Source organism: Bradyrhizobium sp. JYMT SZCCT0180, from assembly GCF_018130165.1.
Classification (GTDB): Bacteria; Pseudomonadota; Alphaproteobacteria; order Rhizobiales; family Xanthobacteraceae; genus Bradyrhizobium.
This window is the reverse complement of record NZ_JAFCLZ010000012.1, coordinates 218490-235251: the sequence shown is the minus strand read 5'-3', so window position 1 is coordinate 235251 and position 16762 is coordinate 218490. Positions and strand designations below refer to the sequence as shown.

The 16762-nt window shown below is 62.4% G+C and carries 15 protein-coding genes; 12 read left to right on the top strand and 3 right to left on the bottom strand.

Going from position 1 to position 16762, the window contains the following annotated elements; translation table 11 throughout:
• Positions 1-168 precede the first annotated feature (168 nt).
• The 8 genes from JQ641_RS19380 to JQ641_RS19345 all read left to right on the top strand — a co-directional run bounded on the left by JQ641_RS19380 (position 169) and on the right by JQ641_RS19345 (position 8710).
• A complete protein-coding gene (locus tag JQ641_RS19380) occupies positions 169-876 on the top strand; it encodes a TetR/AcrR family transcriptional regulator (RefSeq protein WP_211997574.1) in 708 nt (235 codons plus the stop codon).
• Positions 877-1240: 364 nt separating this feature from the next.
• Positions 1241-2050, top strand: a complete 810-nt coding sequence (locus tag JQ641_RS19375; protein ID WP_211997573.1) for an ABC transporter permease — start codon at positions 1241-1243, stop codon at positions 2048-2050.
• A 63-nt stretch (positions 2051-2113) separates the two neighbouring features.
• Positions 2114-3112 carry an ABC transporter substrate-binding protein gene (locus JQ641_RS19370; RefSeq protein WP_211997572.1) on the top strand — a complete coding sequence of 333 codons (999 nt, stop codon included), beginning with the start codon at positions 2114-2116 and terminating at the stop codon, positions 3110-3112.
• 118 nt (positions 3113-3230) lie between these two features.
• Positions 3231-4079 carry an ABC transporter ATP-binding protein gene (locus JQ641_RS19365; RefSeq protein WP_211997571.1) on the top strand — a complete coding sequence of 283 codons (849 nt, stop codon included), beginning with the start codon at positions 3231-3233 and terminating at the stop codon, positions 4077-4079.
• 13 nt (positions 4080-4092) lie between these two features.
• On the top strand, positions 4093-5496 hold the full coding sequence (locus tag JQ641_RS19360; protein ID WP_211997570.1) for a mandelate racemase/muconate lactonizing enzyme family protein: 1404 nt from the start codon (positions 4093-4095) through the stop codon (positions 5494-5496).
• Positions 5493-6644 carry a Gfo/Idh/MocA family protein gene (locus tag JQ641_RS19355; RefSeq protein WP_211997569.1) on the top strand — a complete coding sequence of 384 codons (1152 nt, stop codon included), beginning with the start codon at positions 5493-5495 and terminating at the stop codon, positions 6642-6644. Before JQ641_RS19360 ends, JQ641_RS19355 begins: the two co-directional genes overlap by 4 nt.
• A gap of 9 nt (positions 6645-6653) precedes the next feature.
• Positions 6654-7847, top strand: a complete 1194-nt coding sequence (locus JQ641_RS19350) for a dihydrodipicolinate synthase family protein (RefSeq protein ID WP_211997568.1) — start codon at positions 6654-6656, stop codon at positions 7845-7847.
• Positions 7847-8710, top strand: a complete 864-nt coding sequence (locus JQ641_RS19345; protein ID WP_211997567.1) for a sugar phosphate isomerase/epimerase family protein — start codon at positions 7847-7849, stop codon at positions 8708-8710. The genes JQ641_RS19350 and JQ641_RS19345 overlap by 1 nt, the downstream gene beginning before the upstream one ends.
• Positions 8711-8853: 143 nt before the next feature.
• On the opposite strand, the gene JQ641_RS19340 is transcribed toward JQ641_RS19345, so the two are convergent.
• Together JQ641_RS19340 and JQ641_RS19335 are read right to left on the bottom strand one after the other, a co-directional pair.
• Positions 8854-9342, bottom strand: coding sequence for a hypothetical protein (locus JQ641_RS19340; RefSeq protein WP_211997566.1), 489 nt, complete (start codon positions 9340-9342; stop codon positions 8854-8856).
• Between the two features lie 219 nt (positions 9343-9561).
• A complete protein-coding gene (locus JQ641_RS19335; RefSeq protein WP_211997565.1) occupies positions 9562-9699 on the bottom strand; it encodes a hypothetical protein in 138 nt (45 codons plus the stop codon).
• Positions 9700-9882: 183 nt separating this feature from the next.
• On the opposite strand from JQ641_RS19335, the gene JQ641_RS19330 reads away from it, so the two are divergent.
• Complete coding sequence (locus JQ641_RS19330) at positions 9883-10074, top strand: hypothetical protein (protein WP_211997564.1); 192 nt, start codon at positions 9883-9885, stop codon at positions 10072-10074.
• A gap of 12 nt (positions 10075-10086) precedes the next feature.
• Here the strand turns inward: JQ641_RS19330 and JQ641_RS19325 are convergent, their stop codons facing one another.
• Positions 10087-11325: a cytochrome P450 gene (locus JQ641_RS19325; RefSeq protein WP_211997563.1), complete on the bottom strand. Its 1239-nt coding sequence runs from the start codon at positions 11323-11325 to the stop codon at positions 10087-10089.
• Positions 11326-11648: 323 nt separating this feature from the next.
• Here JQ641_RS19325 and JQ641_RS19320 point away from each other — a divergent pair, with 323 nt between their 5' ends.
• From JQ641_RS19320 to JQ641_RS19310, 3 genes are all read left to right on the top strand, one after another.
• Positions 11649-12350, top strand: coding sequence for a TetR/AcrR family transcriptional regulator (locus tag JQ641_RS19320; RefSeq protein WP_211997562.1), 702 nt, complete (start codon positions 11649-11651; stop codon positions 12348-12350).
• Position 12351: 1 nt separating this feature from the next.
• Positions 12352-13545, top strand: coding sequence for an efflux RND transporter periplasmic adaptor subunit (locus JQ641_RS19315; protein ID WP_211997561.1), 1194 nt, complete (start codon positions 12352-12354; stop codon positions 13543-13545).
• 97 nt (positions 13546-13642) lie between these two features.
• Complete coding sequence (locus tag JQ641_RS19310) at positions 13643-16738, top strand: MexW/MexI family multidrug efflux RND transporter permease subunit (protein WP_211997560.1); 3096 nt, start codon at positions 13643-13645, stop codon at positions 16736-16738.
• Positions 16739-16762 lie beyond the last annotated feature (24 nt).

Sequence of the window (16762 nt, the reverse complement as noted above, 5' to 3'; positions counted from 1 at the left end):
GGCGCGCTTGCGCCGTGCCCACCATTCGCTTCGGCAAGCAAGATGGTGGGCACGCGGAGCCTGTCATCGGGCGCGCATTCGCGCGACCCGGTGGCTTTGCCCACCCTACGTTCTCAAATCGCGCCATGCGTGCTACAGCAGACATCATGTGTTTATCGAGCGATTGAATTGGCCAAGGCAAAACGTGTTCTGAAATGGCAGCGCGACCCCGAGGGCATGCGGATCCGCATTCTCGAGGCCGCCAAGCAGGAATTCTCCGCCCACGGCCTCGCCGGGGCGCGCGTCGACCGGATCGCGGCCAATGCCGGCGCCAACAAGCGCATGCTGTATTACCACGTCGGCAACAAGGAAGACCTCTACCTTGAGGTGCTCGAAGGCGCCTATGAGCAGATCCGCGCCGAGGAGCGCACCCTCGATCTCGAACATCTCGATCCGCCCAAGGCGATCGAACGGCTGATCGATTTCACCTGGAACTATTTCATCCGCAATCCGGAATTCCTGGCGCTGCTCAATACGGAAAACCTTGCCAAAGCCCGCCACCTCAAGCGCTCGACCAAGGTCAAATCGATGCACTCGCCGTTCGTCGAGATGATCCGCACCGTGGTCAATCGCGGCGTCGAAAGCGGTGACTTCCGCGTCGCGGTCGATCCGGTCCAGCTCTATATCTCGATCGCCGGCCTGTGCTTCTTCTATCTGTCGAACAGCGCGACGCTTAGCGTGATCTTCGGCCGCGATCTCCTGAAGAAGGAGGCGCGGGACGAGCGCCTCGCCCACATGGTCGCGCTGGTGCTGGCGGCCCTGACCGGAAAATCCACCGCGGATTTCGGCAAGCCGAAGCCGGCGGGATTGCGGGCTGCGGCAATTCAGCCGGTGTGAACATCGCGTCGTCCCTCCACTGTCATCCTCCGCGAAAGCGGAGGATCCAGTACGCCGCGGCCTATCGGTCCTATCACGGACGTCTCTGGAATACTGGATCGTCCGCTTTCGCGGACGATGACACCGAATGTGTGTTTGCGCGCTTGCGTCGCAAAGGCGGCCGAGCTTTGCCAGAAACTTCCGCCCTCTCAATAACCGGATCCGCCCCGTCATTCTGGGCTCGCACCAAGCGGCGCGTCCCCGGATGCGCAATTGCGCATCGGGGAACGACGCCTCGGCCCAAAATGTCACAGGGAGGCCACTAGACAGTATTTATCCAACGGGTTAATTTCTCGCCGACAAGAAGCTGATCAGGGAGCGAGACGTGGCCGAACCAAGGGGCCCCAGCGGCGTGACCAAAGCGCTTAACGCGGCGTGGGTGCGGCCGTTTTTGTTCCTGATTTTCATCGTCGTGATCTGGGACCTGACCATCCGCGTGTTCCGGATTCCCGCCTACCAGATCCCGGCGCCCGGCGATGTCGTCGCCGTGCTATGGACCGACTGGCCGGAACTGCTGCGGCAGGCCTGGCCCACCACCTACGCCACGATCTGCGGCTTCCTGCTGTCGGCCGTGTTCGGCATTCCCGTCGCCATGCTGATCGCGGGATCGAAGACGGTGGAAAGCTACGTCTATCCGCTGCTGGTGTTTTCGCAGTCCGTGCCCAAGATCGCGATCGCGCCGCTGTTCGTGGTCTGGTTCGGCTTTGGCATCATCCCGAAAGTGATCTCGGCGTTTCTCTTGGGATTTTTTCCGGTGGTGGTGTCGGCGGTGCAGGGCTTCAAATCGGTCGATCCTGATATGGTCGATCTGGCGCGCGCGATGCAGGGCAGCCGCTTCAGGGTATTCTGCGCCGTCAACCTGCCGCATGCGATGCCCGCGATCTTCTCTGGCCTGAAGGTCTCGATTACGCTGGCCGTGGTCGGCGCGGTGGTCGGCGAGTTCGTCGGCTCCAATTCGGGGATCGGCTATGTGCTGCAGCGCTCGATCGGCACCTTCGATCTGCCGACGATGTTCGCCGCGCTGGTGATTCTCGCGCTGATGGGCGTGATCCTGTTCTGGATCGTCGACCGGATCGAAAGCCTCGTCATTCCCTGGCATGTCAGCCAGCGCGAGGACATCATCTTTGCTTCGTAAACTGTAACCCAGAAAAAGCGGTCCACCCAAGGGCCGCAAGCCAACACCAACGGGAGGACGACAATGATACGAGTGATATCCGCGGTTTCGGCCGCGATGATCTGGACCGCGCTTTCAGTGCTTCCCGCATCCGCCGCCGACAAGGTGGTGCTGATGCTGAACTGGTACGTTTATGGCGAGCACGCGCCGTTCTATTACGGCAAGGCCAAGGGCATCTATGCCGCCGAAGGGATCGACCTCGAAATCCAGGAAGGCCGCGGTTCGGCGGCGACCACGCAGGCCGTTGCGGCCAAGACCGCCAATTTCGGCTATGTCGACGTGCCCACCATGATGCGCGCGGCAGTGAAGGGCGCGCCGATCGTCGCTACCGGCGTGCTGCTGCAGACCAGCCCGATGTCGGCGATGGGTTTCGTCGAAAAGAACATCACCAAGCCCGAGGACATCAAGGGCAAGACGGTGGCGATCACGCCCGCCGATTCCATGACCCAGATCTGGCCGCTGTTCCTGAAGAAGACCGGCCTGAAGGAAGGCGACTTCCAGACGGTGGCCGGCGACGGCCAGACCAAGCTGAACGCCGTCATCAACGGCCAGGCTGACCTTCTGCTCGGCTACGTCATGGACCAGTCGATGAAGATCAAGGACGCCACCGGAAAGGACGTCAACGCGATCAAGTTCGCCGACTACGGCATCAACCTGGTCTGCTCGGGCGTCGTCGCCAACACCGAATTCGTCAAGGCCAATGCCGACCTCGTCAAGCGCTTCATGTCGGCGACGACCAAGGCCGTCGAGGCCGCCGAAAAGGATGCAAAGGGTGCGGCGCAATCGATCCTCGACGCTAACCCCAAGGGCGGCAAGCTTGAGACGCTGACGAAGGGCTTTGAGCTGACGATCCCGCTGTATCGTACGGCGGAAACCAAGAACAAGCGGCCGTTCGAGGTCACCGACCAGAACATGACCGACACAGTCAATCTGATGGTCGAGTATGGGGGCCTCGAAGCCAAGGCGAAGGACAATCCGAAAGCGTTTTATACGAACGACTATCTGCCGAAGGGTGGGTCGTAGCTGTACGTCGTCATTCCGGGGCGATGCGAAGCATCGAACCCGGAATCTCGAGATTCCGGGTCTGGTCCTTCGGACCATCCCGGAATGACGGGGGCATCTCGATAACGGAATTCTCTGAATGAGCGCAGCGACCAAAGCAACCGACGCCAATCAGCCCGCCGCGCATCTGCGGCTGGTGTCCGATCGGGCGGGCGCGGGCACGCCGGGGATCACGCTATCAGGCGTATCGAAGACCTACCGCTCGCGCGACGGCGATGTGCCGTCGCTGAAGCCGCTGGATTTTCACATCAACGAGGGCGAGTTCTTTGTCGTGGTCGGCCCGTCCGGCTGCGGCAAGTCCACGCTGCTGAAGATGATTTCGGGCCTGTTGGCGCCATCGACCGGCGAGATCCTGGTCGAAGGCGAGCAGGTGACAAAACCGCACGGCAATGTCGGCATCGTATTCCAGAACGCGCTGCTGCTGCCGTGGCGCAATATCCTCGGCAACGTGATGCTGCCGATCGACATGAAGCAGCTGCCGCGCGAAGAATATCTCGTGCGCGCCAAGGCGCTGCTCAAGATGGTCGGGCTCGAAGGTTTTGAGAAGAAGCTGCCCTGGCAGCTTTCCGGCGGCATGCAGCAGCGCGCCTCGATCTGCCGGGCGCTGGTGCACGACCCAAAAATCATGCTGATGGACGAGCCGTTCGGCGCGCTCGATGCGATGACACGCGAGAAGATGAACGTCGAACTGATGCGGATCCAGCGCGAGACCGGCAAGACCGTGCTGCTGATCACGCATTCGATACCGGAAGCGGTGTTTTTGGCCGACCGCGTGCTGGTCATGACCGAACGCCCCGGCGCGATCGCGGCGATCTACGACGTGCCGCTGCCGCGCCCGCGTTCGCTGGATTCGATGGCCGATCCCGCCTTCACCGAACTGGTGCAGCGGATTCGAAAGCACTTCTTCACCCAAAGCGCGCTGGACTAGAGTGGAGAACGCCATGCCTCCTCGCATCGCTGTGCGGGATATTTCGTTCTTCGAGCGGCCGATCCCGTTCGCGAAGCCGTTCCGGTTCGGCAGCGTGGTGATCACGTCGTCGGTGCAGGTTTTCGTGCGCGCCGAAATCGAGATCGAAGGCAAGGGCACTTCGATCGGCGCCAGCGCCGAAATGATGGCCTCGAAATGGTTCGACAAGCGCGCGCATCTTTCGCCGCAACAAACCATCGACGGATTGCGCCGCGCGCTTGCGATCGCACGCGAGCTTTATCTGGCGCGATCCGGCTTTGACACCGCGTTCGGTCACCACGCCGCCATCATCGCCGCGCAGGTCGAAGCCTGTGCGAAAGAGGATATCCCGCCGCTTGCCGCCGGCTTCGGGCCGGCCGAGATCGACAAAGCGATCCTGGATGCGCTGCTGCGCGGGCTGGGCGCCAATTTCTTTGACGGCATGGCCGCAAATGTGGCCGGGATCGATGCGCGGTTGTCGCCCGATCTCGGAGATGACGCTATCGCGCAGTTCCTTGCGGGTCGCCGGCGGCTGGAGCGCGTCGCGATCCGGCATACGGTCGGCATGGACGACAAGGTCGAAGGCGAGGGCGGCGTCGCCGACGCAAGCGAAAACGCCGGCGCCCGTTATTTCAAGCTGAAACTGAACGGCGATCCCGCGGCGGATGCGGCGCGCCTGATCCGGATCGGCAATGAACTTGCGAAGCTGCCGTATGCGTACAAGGTGACGCTGGATGCCAACGAGCAATATGCCGATCTCGGTGCGCTGGGCGCACTGGTCGAGCGCCTCGACCGCGACAGCGCGTTGAAGCCGATCGCGGGAAAACTGCTGTATATCGAGCAGCCGATGCCGCGCGACATCACGCGGCAGTCGCCGCTCGGTGCGCTCACCGGCCGCGATTTCATCATCGACGAAGCCGACGATTCCTATGATGCGTTCCCTGCGGCGCGCGCGCTGGGCTATCGCGGTATCTCCTCGAAGTCGTGCAAGGGCATCTACAAATCGGTCATCAACGCCGCTCGCGCGGCGAAATGGAGCGCCGATGGCGGACGGTATTTCATCTCGGGCGAGGACCTGACCTGTCAGGCCGGGCTCGGTGTGCAGCAGGATCTGGCGCTGGGCGCGCTGATCGGCGTCACCCATGCCGAGCGCAACGGCCACCATTACGTCGATGGATTTGCCGAGACGCCCGCTGCCGAGGCCGAGGCGTTTCTTGCCGCGCATCCCGATCTCTACATCCGCGACGGCAACATCATCCGCCTGTCGATCCACGACGGCGATCTGCTGACGGGATCGCTGGCAGCGCCGGGCTTCGCGACATCAGCACATCCGGAGTGGTCGGCGTTGCCGCCGCTTCAACAACCAAAAGCAAAAACCTTGCAGGAGCAAGCGATATGACGACCAAACGCCTCGGCCTGATCATGAACGGTGTGACCGGCCGCATGGGGCTCAACCAGCATCTGATCCGCTCCATCGTCGCGATCCGCGACCAGGGCGGCGTGGTGCTTGGCAACGGCGACCGCATGATGCCGGACCCGATCCTGATCGGCCGCGATGCAGATAAAGTGGAACGTCTCGCCAAGCGCTTCAACGTCGCGCGCTGGTCGACCGACCTCGACAAGGCGCTGGCCGCGAAGGACGACACCATCTTCTTCGACGCCGCGACCACGCAGGCGCGGCCCACGCTGCTGACCAAGGCGATCAATGCCGGCAAGCACGTCTATTGCGAGAAGCCGATCGCGACCAATCTCGACGAGGCCGTTGCGGTGCTGCGGCTCGCCGCTGCAAAAGGCGTCAAGCACGGCACGGTACAGGACAAGCTGTTCCTCCCGGGCCTGAAGAAGCTCGCCTTCCTGCGCGACTCCGGCTTCTTCGGCCGCATGCTCTCGGTGCGCGGCGAGTTCGGCTATTGGGTGTTCGAAGGCGGCTGGCAGGAGGCGCAGCGGCCGTCCTGGAATTACCGCAGCGAGGACGGCGGCGGCATCATCCTCGACATGGTCTGCCACTGGCGTTACGTGCTCGACAACCTCTTCGGCGAGGTCGAGAGCGTGAGCTGCACCGGCACCACGGATATCCCTGAGCGCTTCGACGAGAAGGGCAAGCAGTACAAGGCGACCGCCGACGACTCCGCCTACGCCACGTTCCGCCTCAAGGGCGGGGTGATCGCGCATATCAACATGTCATGGGTGACGCGGGTCTATCGCGACGACCTCGTCACCTTCCAGGTCGACGGCACCCATGGCTCGGCGGTGGCGGGGCTCACCGATTGCGTGATTCAGGCGCGGCAGGCCACGCCACGGCCGGTGTGGAATCCGGACGAGAAGCGCACGCATGATTTCTATGCCGACTGGCAGACGCTCCCCGAGAACGTCTCTTACGACAACGGTTTCAAGGAGCAGTGGGAAATGTTCATTCGCCACGTTTGCGAGGACGCGCCCTACAAGTATACGCTGCTGGAAGGCGCCAAGGGCGTGCAGCTCGCCGAATGCGCACTTCAGAGCTGGCGCGAACGGCGCTGGATCGACGTCGCTCCGATCAAGGTGTGAGGTGAAGCCATGAACAAGCCGGTCATGCCTGTCTCGTCGCTGTCCGTGAGGTTGCCGACCGCGAACCGTTCCGTCGAAACCTATCGCCTCGCGGCGTCGCGGGTCTTTCCGGCCCGGCTTGAAGGCACGCTGAACCGCGTCGCGTTCTCGGCGGCGCATGTTGTCGCCGATCCCTTTGCTGACAATGATCCGTGGCTGACATCAGCGATCGACTGGGACAAGACCATCGCGTTCCGCGAACATATCTGGGACCTCGGTCTCGGCGTCGCCGAGTCGATGGACACCGCGCAGCGCGGCATGGGGCTGGACTGGCCGACCTCGCTGGAATTGATCCAGCGTTCGGTGAAGGCTGCAAAAGCAAGGGGCAATGCGTTGGTGTTTTCCGGCGCCGGCACCGACCACCTCGCGATAGAGGATGCGAAGTCGATCGACGACGTGATCCGCGCGTATGAAGAGCAGATCGCGGCGGTCGAGAAGGTCGGCGGGCGCATCATCCTGATGGCCTCGCGCGCGCTGGCCAAGATCGGACGCAACGCCGACGATTACGCCAAGGTGTATAACCGCGTGCTGTCGCAGGTCCGCGAGCCCGTGATCATCCACTGGCTCGGCGACATGTTCGATCCGGCTTTGGCCGGTTACTGGGGCACGGCCAACCTCGATCAAGCCATGGACACCGCAGTCGGTATCATCAACGCGAATGTTGCAAGAGTTGACGGCGTCAAGGTCTCGCTGCTCGACAAGCAGCGCGAGATCGACATGCGCCGCCGGCTCGACAAGAATGTGAAGATGTATACCGGCGACGATTTCAACTATGCCGAACTGATCGCCGGCGACGACAAGGGCTTTTCGCACGCGCTGCTCGGCATTTTCGATGCGATTGCGCCAGCGGCGTCCTACGCTCTGTCGCGGTTGGCGGCCGGCGACGAGGCCGGCTTCCACGATGTGCTCGGGCCGACGGTGCCGCTGTCGCGGCATATCTTCAAGGCGCCGACGCGGTTCTACAAAACCGGAATCGTGTTCATGGCCTATCTCAACGGCCACCAGGATCATTTCACCATGGTGGGCGGGCAGGAGAGCACGCGCTCGACGCTGCATCTGGCTGAACTGTTCCGGCTGGCCGACCAGGCGGGCCTGCTCGCCAATCCGGAACTGGCGACACGGCGGATGAAGACCGTACTGGCGACACGCGGCGTTGAGCCCTGATGCGGGATTTTTCGAAAGACCATCGCTGGCTGTCGCTGAACACGGCAACGGTGCGCAAGCAGGGCGATCTCGTCGCAATCATCGAGGCCTGCGCGCGGCATGGCATCCGCGCCATCGACCCGTGGCGCGATCAGGTCGCTTCCGTCGGCCTCGAGCGTGCCGCGCGTGCGGTGCGCGACGCCGGGCTGGAACTGACAGGCTATTGCCGCGGCGGCATGTTCACGTCGGACGCCGCGCATCGCATCGAGGCACGCGACGATAACCGCCGCGCCGTCGATGAAGCCAAGGCGCTGGGCGCGCCCTGCATCGTGCTGGTCGTCGGCGGACTGCCGCAATATTCGCGGCCGGGCAGTGCGGTCTCAAAGGATATCATTGAAGCCCGCAATCAGGTCCACGACGGCATCGCCGAGATGATGGAATATGCCAGGGGCGCAAACATGCGGCTGGCGATCGAGCCGCTGCATCCCGCCTATGCCGGCGACCGCGCCTGCGTCAACACGACAAAGCAGGCGCTGGATCTTTGCGATGCGCTCGATCCGAAACGATCAGGCGCGCTCGGTGTCGCGCTCGACGTCTATCACATCTGGTGGGATCCGGAATTGCTGTCGCAGATCGCGCGCGCCGGCAAGGACCGGCTAATGGCGTTCCACGTCTGCGACTGGCTGGTGCCGACCAGGGACATCCTCAACGACCGTGGCATGATGGGCGACGGCGTCATCGACATCAAATCGGTGCGCGCAGCGGTCGAGGCGCAGGGATTTGCGGGCTATTCCGAGATCGAGATTTTTTCGGAGGAGTGGTGGAGCAAGCCGATGGACGAGGTGCTGCGGACCTGCATCGAGCGGCACCGGTCGGTGGTTTAGGTTTACGTCGTCCCGGCCTTGAGCCGGGACCCATAGCCACCGATGTTAATTGTTGAGAGAGGCTGGAGCGCCAGCCTGGTCTAACCACGAACGACTGTGGTTATGGGTCCCGGCTCAAGGCCGGGACGACGGCAGGGAGTAGCTCAAACCAGCCGCTTTCGGATCATGTCTTCGATGGCGGCGAGTTCGCGGTTGGCTTTGTGAAGCTGGGCCTCGGCGGCCTGCGCGCGGAACTCGGCGGCGATCGCATGATCCTCGGCGCTGACGATGCGCTTTTCGGCCCGCTGCATGGCCTTTGCCATTTCCTCGATCCGGGCATTGAAATCATTGATCAGGTCGCGGCGCGAGCGCTCGGAAGCGTCGCGCTGTTTTTCGGCCAGCCGCAGCCGCTCGGTGGCGCTCTTGCACAGCGACTGGGCGCGGGCTTCTGTCTCGCGGGCCTGGTTTTCGATGCCCTCGAACATCTCGGTGGCTTGCTGCATCAGGCTCAGCGCGGTGGTGCCGGGTCCTTTCGCGGGTTGCCGGGCAAAACTGACGACTTTCTCTTCTTCGTCGGGCAGCGGGGCGGGCGCGGAGGGGTAGCGGTAGTCCCAGATGTCCTCACGAAGCTGCTGATTTGCGCGGTACGCCATACGGGAGGCCCTTTTTCGAAACGCCGGTGCGAAAAAAGGTACGCAAACATGGTAAACCGCGGGTTAATTACCGGCCCAAGGCATGCGACAGGGGGCAACGGGCAGGAGGCAAGCAACAGAGGGCAAGCCACAGTCGGGAACCCGAGCGGTGAACAGAGCCGCCCCTTTTCCGTTCAGGATGACCCGCTTGGTCGGAAGCCTGTCACGGGGATCGGAAAGCTATTTCTTTTTGCCCGAGGCAAAGCCCGATTGCAGGTTGCCAACGCCCTTCTGGCTCGGCGCCGCGGCGATGGTCTTGATCTTCTCCTTCTTCGGCTTCTTGGTTTCGCGATTGCTGCGTTGCTCACCCTTGGCCATGCCGGCCTCCCTTCGATTTGATGATGTCTTTTGAACGACCCTGAAGGTAGCGATTTGCCGAAGGATAGCTACAGGCCGTTCCGGCCAAACCCGATTTATTTCACGTGATCGGGTCTGCCATGCCGTAAGGTCCGCAGCGAATCCCTGGCAGAGCCGATACGGCCAACAGCAAAGCGAGCCCGCATGAGCGACCGACTGGACAATTTGAAGAAGGCGAGGGATCGCATGCTCGAAGACCGCGATGCGCACGCCAAGGTGCTGGCGGCGCCATTCGACCGCGACAAGGCCGAGCGGGCGCGCGCCAAATTCCTGGAGATGCAGGTGCTGATCGATGCGATCGATCGCGCGATCGCTGGCGAGCCGGCGACGGCCTAAGCAGGCTGCCGCCTACGATGCCCGCGTGGTTTCGCCGACCTGACACGGTACGCTCAGAAATCCGCGGAAGCGGACGCGGCCGCCGCGCACCGGCTCGCCGTTCAGCGCATAATCCGGAAACCGCGCCAGGAAGCGCGAGATCGCGATCGCGCCCTCCAGCCGCGCCAGCGCCATGCCGGCGCATTGATGCGCGCCGGTGCCGAAGGCGAGATGCCGGTTCGGCGTGCGGCCGATATCGAGGTTTTCAGGGTCGGTGAACTGCTGCGGATCGCGGTTGGCGGCGCCGATGCACAGCGTCACCGGCGTGCCTGACGGCATTGCGATGCCGCCGAGTTCGACCGGCTCGACCGTCATGCGGTTGCCGAGCTGGTTCGAGCTTTCGAAGCGCAGCATCTCCTCGATCGCGGTCTTGATCAGGGCGGGATTTTCGATCAGCCGCGCCTTCTGGTGCGGATAATGCGACAGCGCCACCAGCCCGTTGCCGATCAGATTGGTGGTGGTCTCATGGCCGGCATTGAGCAGGAAGATGCAATTGTGCAGCAGTTCCTTCGAGGTCAGCCGCTCTCCATTGTCCTCCCCCTGAATGAGCCGCGTCAGCACGTCACGCTCGGGGTTGCCGGGTTTTGCGCGCCGGCGCTCGACCAGGATTTCGAGATAGCTCAGAAAATCCTTCACCGCCTTGTTGCCGCGCGCAAACACCTCGGGACCGATCACGGGTTCCAGCGCACCGAGGATGGCGAGCGACCAGTCGCGCAGCGGCGCGCGTTCCTCATGGGGGACGTCGAGCAAATTGCCGATCACTTCAATCGGGATGGCGGTGGCAAAGTCGTCGATCAGGTCGACCTTTTCCTTTGCGGCGAGGCCGTCGAGCAGGCCGTCGACCAGCCCGATCAGGTCGCTCTCCATCGCCGCGATGGCGCGCGGTGACAGCGCGCCCATGATCAGCCGCCGCACCCTGGTGTGGGCGGGGGGATCGTTGAAGACGAGGCTGGTGGTGTGGTGCTCGTAGAGCAGGCTGTCGCCGTATTTTGGAAGAAACTCCTTCTTCTTGTCGGACGAGAACACCTTGGTCGCCTTGTAGGCCGCGACCAGATCGTCATAGCGGGTCAGGAAGTAGGAGCCGTTGCGCAGCCGCTTGACCGGCTCGTTCTCGCGCAGGGCGCGATAGGTCGGATAAGGGTTGGCATAGAAGTCCGGCGTCAGCTTCTCCAGATCGAAATTCGCCGACAGCTCCCGTGCATCCCAATTCATGGCGCGTCTTACTCTTTGCGAGACAGAGAAGGTGTGAAGCCCGGCGAGTCCTAAATTAGTCGCACGTGCAACTAATTTAAACTCCGTCCCGGGGGCCGGGTCAACTCAAATTGAAGCGGGTAGGCGGCTTATGAGCTTTTGCCAGGCGGCCTGCGGTCTACAAGTCCTGTCCAATATGCACCCCGACATGCAAATGCATTCCCGCGCACCCCCGGCGAGAACACCTGACGAGCCCTGGATTGCAGCCGATCTGGGCCGAAATGCCCGGTTTGCGCTGCAATAAAACCTTGACTCGGTCAAGGTGAGTGATTACTCACACGCCCATGTCCAGCCTTCGCATGACGAGTGATTTACGGCGTCAATTGATATTGAGCGCTGCCAAGCGGTGCTTCGCCCGCAACGGCTTTGCCGGCACCACGACCAAGAGCGTGGCGGCGGCTGCTGCCATTTCGGAAGGGCTGCTGTTCAAGCACTTCCCGTCCAAGGCGGCGCTCTATGCCGAGATCCTGGCGGAAGAGTGCGAAGCCGATCCGGATCTGGCGCATCTGCTCGGCCTACCGCCGTCGACCGGCACGCTGGTCGAACTGATCAAGGGCATGGTCGGGCATTTCATGCAGATCTGCGACGGACCCGACGAGGAAGAGGCGCAGCGGCTGCGGCTGATGACGACGAGCCATCTCGACGACGGCGAATTCGCGCGGCTGCTTTATACCAAGATCAGCGATCTGATCGGCAGCGTATTCACTGAATCGCTCGAAAGCGCGGTGGCGGCGGGCGATGCGTCGAAGATCGGTGATGAACCGCTCAACCTGTTCTGGTTTGCGCATCACACCGTGCTGATGGCCGCGCTGTCGCGGCTTCCCGCGGTGCCTGTTCTCACTTACGGCAACGCCGCCGATCTCGAACGGCAGCTTTGCCAATTCATCCTCCGCGGCATCGGACTCAACGAAGCCGCAATTGCTACGCATTTGGACCACGAGCCGTCGCCGAATTCGGGACAATCGGTAACTGCAGAAAGTGCATGAAATGAATATCGTAACCGAAAGCCACCTCAAGGGTCAGCCGATCGGCGACAAGGCGCGCAAGCGTCCGGTCCGCATGGTGCGCTGGTTCATCGTCGTCGGGCTCTTGCTGAGCCTGCTGGTCGGCGGTCTGGTCTGGTTCAACTATTTCCGCGGCAAGATGATCGCGCAGTTCTTCGCGAACAACAAACCGCCGCCGACCAGCGTCAGCGTTGCCGACGCGAAGTCCGAAGTCATACCCAACCTGTTGACCGCGGTTGGCGATCTCGCCGCCGTGCACCAGGTCAATGTCACCTCGGATTTGAACGGCCGTATCACCGAGATCATGTTCACCGCGGGCTCCACCGTGAAGGAAGGCACCCCGCTGGTGCAGTTGTTTGATGGTCCCGAGCAGGCCGACCTCGCCAGCTTCAAGGCGCAGGCGACGATGGCGCAGCTCTCGCTGGAGCGCGCCAAGCAACTGGCAAGCCGCCAGTTCGGGCCGCAGGCAACCGTCGACCAGGCGCAATCGGCGTTCGACCAGGCCAATGCAGGCATCGCCAAGACCCAGGCCATCATCTCGCAAAAGCAGGTGCGGGCTCCGTTCGACGGCGAGCTCGGCGTTCGCAGGGTCGAGGTCGGTCAGTACCTGACGGCGGGAACGCAGATCGTGTCGTTGACCGATCTGTCGCGGCTGTTTGCCAACTTCACCGTGACGGAAAAGGACTCGGGCGCGCTCAAGGTCGGACAGATCGTTCGTATCGGGGTCGACGCCTATCCGGGTCGCAAGTTCGAGGGCAAGATCACGACCATCGAGCCGCAGATCGCTACCGACACGCGCAACATTCGCGTGCAGGCGACGATCGACAACCCGGAGCGCATCCTCAAGCCCGGCATGTTCGCGACCACCACGGTGGTGCTGCCGGACAAGCCGGCGGTCATCACCATTCCCGAGACCGCGGTCGATTACACGCTGTATGGCGACTCCGTCTATCTCCTCACCGAGAAGAAAGCGGATGACGGCAAGACCAGCCTGACGGCGGTGCGCACCTTCGTGCAGACCGGCAACCGCATCGACGGGCGTGCCGAGATTCTGAAGGGGCTGAAGCCCGGCGACCGTGTCGTTGCAGTCGGACAGCTCAAGCTGCAATCGGGTGCGGCGGTGACGGTTTCGGCCGATCCGGCGCCTGTGATTCCGGCGAAGCCGCCGCGCTATTGAACGTGACGCGGCCGCAGGGCCGCGTTTGCAACATCAGGATTCAGGCATCGGTCTCGTGGAGGGACCGTGCCCACATGTTCGAACTGGATAACCAGCGATGGCCTTAACTGATATCTTCATCAAGCGCCCGGTTCTGTCGGTCGTCGTTAGTTTGCTGATTCTCTTGCTCGGTCTGCGGGCCGCCAGCGTCTTGCCGATCCGGCAGTATCCGAAGCTGTCGAACACGGTGATCAACGTCACCACCGTCTATCCGGGCGCGTCGGCGAATTTGATTCAGGGCTTCATCACGACGCCGATCGAGCAGGCGATCGCCTCCGCCGAAGGTGTCGACTACATCACGTCGTCGTCGGTGCAGGGCACGAGCACGATCCAGGTCTATATCAAGCTGAATTTCGACCCGAACCAGGCGCTGACCGAAGTTCTCGCCAAGACGAACTCGGTCAAATATCTGATCCCGAAGGAATCCAACGATCCGATCGTGACCAAGACAACCGGTCAGACAACGGCCGTGATGTATCTCGGCTTCTCCAGCGAGGAGTTGTCCGGTTCGGCGATCTCGGACTATCTGACGCGCGTGGTTCAGCCGGTGCTGTCGACCGTCGACGGCGTGGCGTCGGCCGACATTCTGGGCGGCCAGACATTTGCGATGCGGCTGTGGCTTGATCCGGTCAAGATGGCCGGGCGCGGCGTATCGCCGAGCGATGTCCAGGCGGCGATCCAGGCCAACAACTTCCAGGCTGCCGCCGGCCAGGCCAAGGGCTACTTCATCGTCTCCAACATTACGACCAATACCGACTTGCGGAGCCTCGATCAGTTCAAGCGGATGATCGTCAAGTCCAAGGACGGCGGCTTTGTTCGGGTCGAGGATATCGCGACCGTCGAACTTGCGGCGCAAAGCACCGATGCGAGTGTCGCGTTCAGCGGCGAGCGCGCGATCTTCATCGGCGTGCAGGCGACCCCGCAAGGCAATCCGTTGACGCTGGTCAAGGGCGTGCGTGCGCTGTTTCCGGAGCTGGAACGCAACTTGCCGCCTTCGATGAAGATGAAGGTGGCCTACGATTCCACGAAGTTCATTCAGTCATCGATCGACGAGGTGCAGAACACGCTGATCGAGGCGATGCTGATCGTCGTGGTCGTGATCTTCCTGTTCCTGGCATCGTTCCGTTCGGTCATCATTCCCGTCGTCACGATACCGCTGTCGCTGATTGGCGTCTGCAGCCTGATGCTGGCGCTGGGCTTCAGCTTCAACCTGCTGACGCTGCTGGCGATGGTGCTCGCCATCGGGCTCGTGGTCGACGACGCCATCGTGGTGGTCGAGAACATCCATCGCCATCTGGAAGAGGGAAAAACACCCGTACAGGCGTCACTGCAGGGGGCGCGCGAAATCGTCGGTCCCGTGATCTCGATGACGATCACGCTGGCGGCCGTGTATGCACCGATCGGATTCCTCGGCGGCTTGACCGGCTCGCTGTTTCGCGAATTTGCCTTCACGCTCGCGGGCTCGGTGATCGTGTCCGGCGTGATCGCGCTGACACTGTCGCCGATGATGTGCTCGGTCCTGCTCAAGAGCGCCGAAGAGGGGCGTTTCGCCAGGATCGTCAACCGGGTGTTCGGTGCGATGACGCGCTGGTACGGAAGGCAACTCGATCGTTCGCTCGACTATCGTCCGATCACCGGCGTGTTCGCACTGACGATCCTCGGTCTGGTCGGGTTCCTCTATATGAACACGGCCAAGGAACTCGCGCCCGAAGAGGACCAGGGCATTGTGTTCTCGGTGACCAAGGCGCCGAAATACGCTAACATCGACTATGTCGACTTCTATGGCGACAAGCTCGACAAGGCGTTTGCCAAATTTCCCGAAACCGACCTGCGCTTCGTCCTGAATGGCATCAATGGGCCGCAGGGCGGGATCGCCGGCATGCTGCTCAAGCCGTGGGACGAGCGTGAACGTTCCTCGATCAAGCTGAAGCCGCTGGTACAGGCGGAGATCAGCAAGATCGAAGGCGTCCAGGCGTTCGCGTTCAACCTGCCGCCGCTCCCGGGCGGGCCCGGTGGTCTGCCGGTGCAGATGGTGATCAATTCGACCGCGGGCTTCCAGGCCGTCTATGAGGAGATGAACAAGCTAAAGGACGCGGCGCGCAAGAGCGGTCTGTTCATCGTCTCCGACAGCGACCTCGACTTCAATCAGCCGGTGGTGCGGGTCAACATCGACCGTTCCAAGGCAAGCGATCTCGGCATCAACATGGCGCAGGTCGGCGCCACGTTGCAGACGCTGCTGGGCGGCAATTACGTCAATCGCTTCAACCTCGAGGGGCGCTCGTATCAGGTGATCCCGCAGGTGCCCCGCGGCATGCGGCTGTCGCCGGAATCGCTCGGCGGTTACTACGTCCCGACCAACACGGGGCAATTGGTGCCGCTATCGACCATCGTGTCGATCGAGACCGCGACCGATCCGAATTCGCTGACGCATTACAACCAGCTGAACTCCGCGACCTTCCAGGCGGTGCCGATGCCGGGCGTGACGGTTGGGCAGGCGGTGGACTTCCTCGAAGGTGAAGCCAAGAAGTTGCCCGCCGGCTTCGGTCACGACTATCTGGCCGATTCCCGCCAATATGTGCAGGAAGGCAATCAGCTTGCGATCACCTTCGGTTTCGCGCTGATCATCATCTTCCTGGTGCTGGCGGCGCAATTCGAAAGCCTGCGCGATCCGCTGGTGATCATGATCAGCGTTCCCATGGCGATCGTCGGCGCGCTGATCCCGCTGTTCTTCGGCATGGCGACGATCAACATCTATACCCAGGTCGGATTGCTGACCTTGGTCGGACTGATCACCAAGCACGGCATCCTGATGGTGGAGTTCGCCAACGAACTGCAGCTCAAGGAAGGTCTCGACAAGCGTTCGGCGATCGAGATGGCGGCCCGGATCCGGCTGCGCCCGATCCTGATGACGACGGCGGCGATGGTCACCGGCCTGATCCCGCTGCTGACCGCAACGGGCGCAGGTGCGGCGAGCCGCTTCTCGATTGGTCTCGTCGTGGTTTCCGGCATGTCGATCGGTACGCTGTTCACGCTGTTCGTGCTGCCAGCGGTCTATGTCTGGATGGCGACCGACCACCAGGCCAAGGCCGGCTCGCAGCGGACGAAGGAGATCGAAGATTTCGATCTGGGAACGTCTGGGCTCAAACCGACCTGAGCATGGCAGCCGAATAAACTTGGA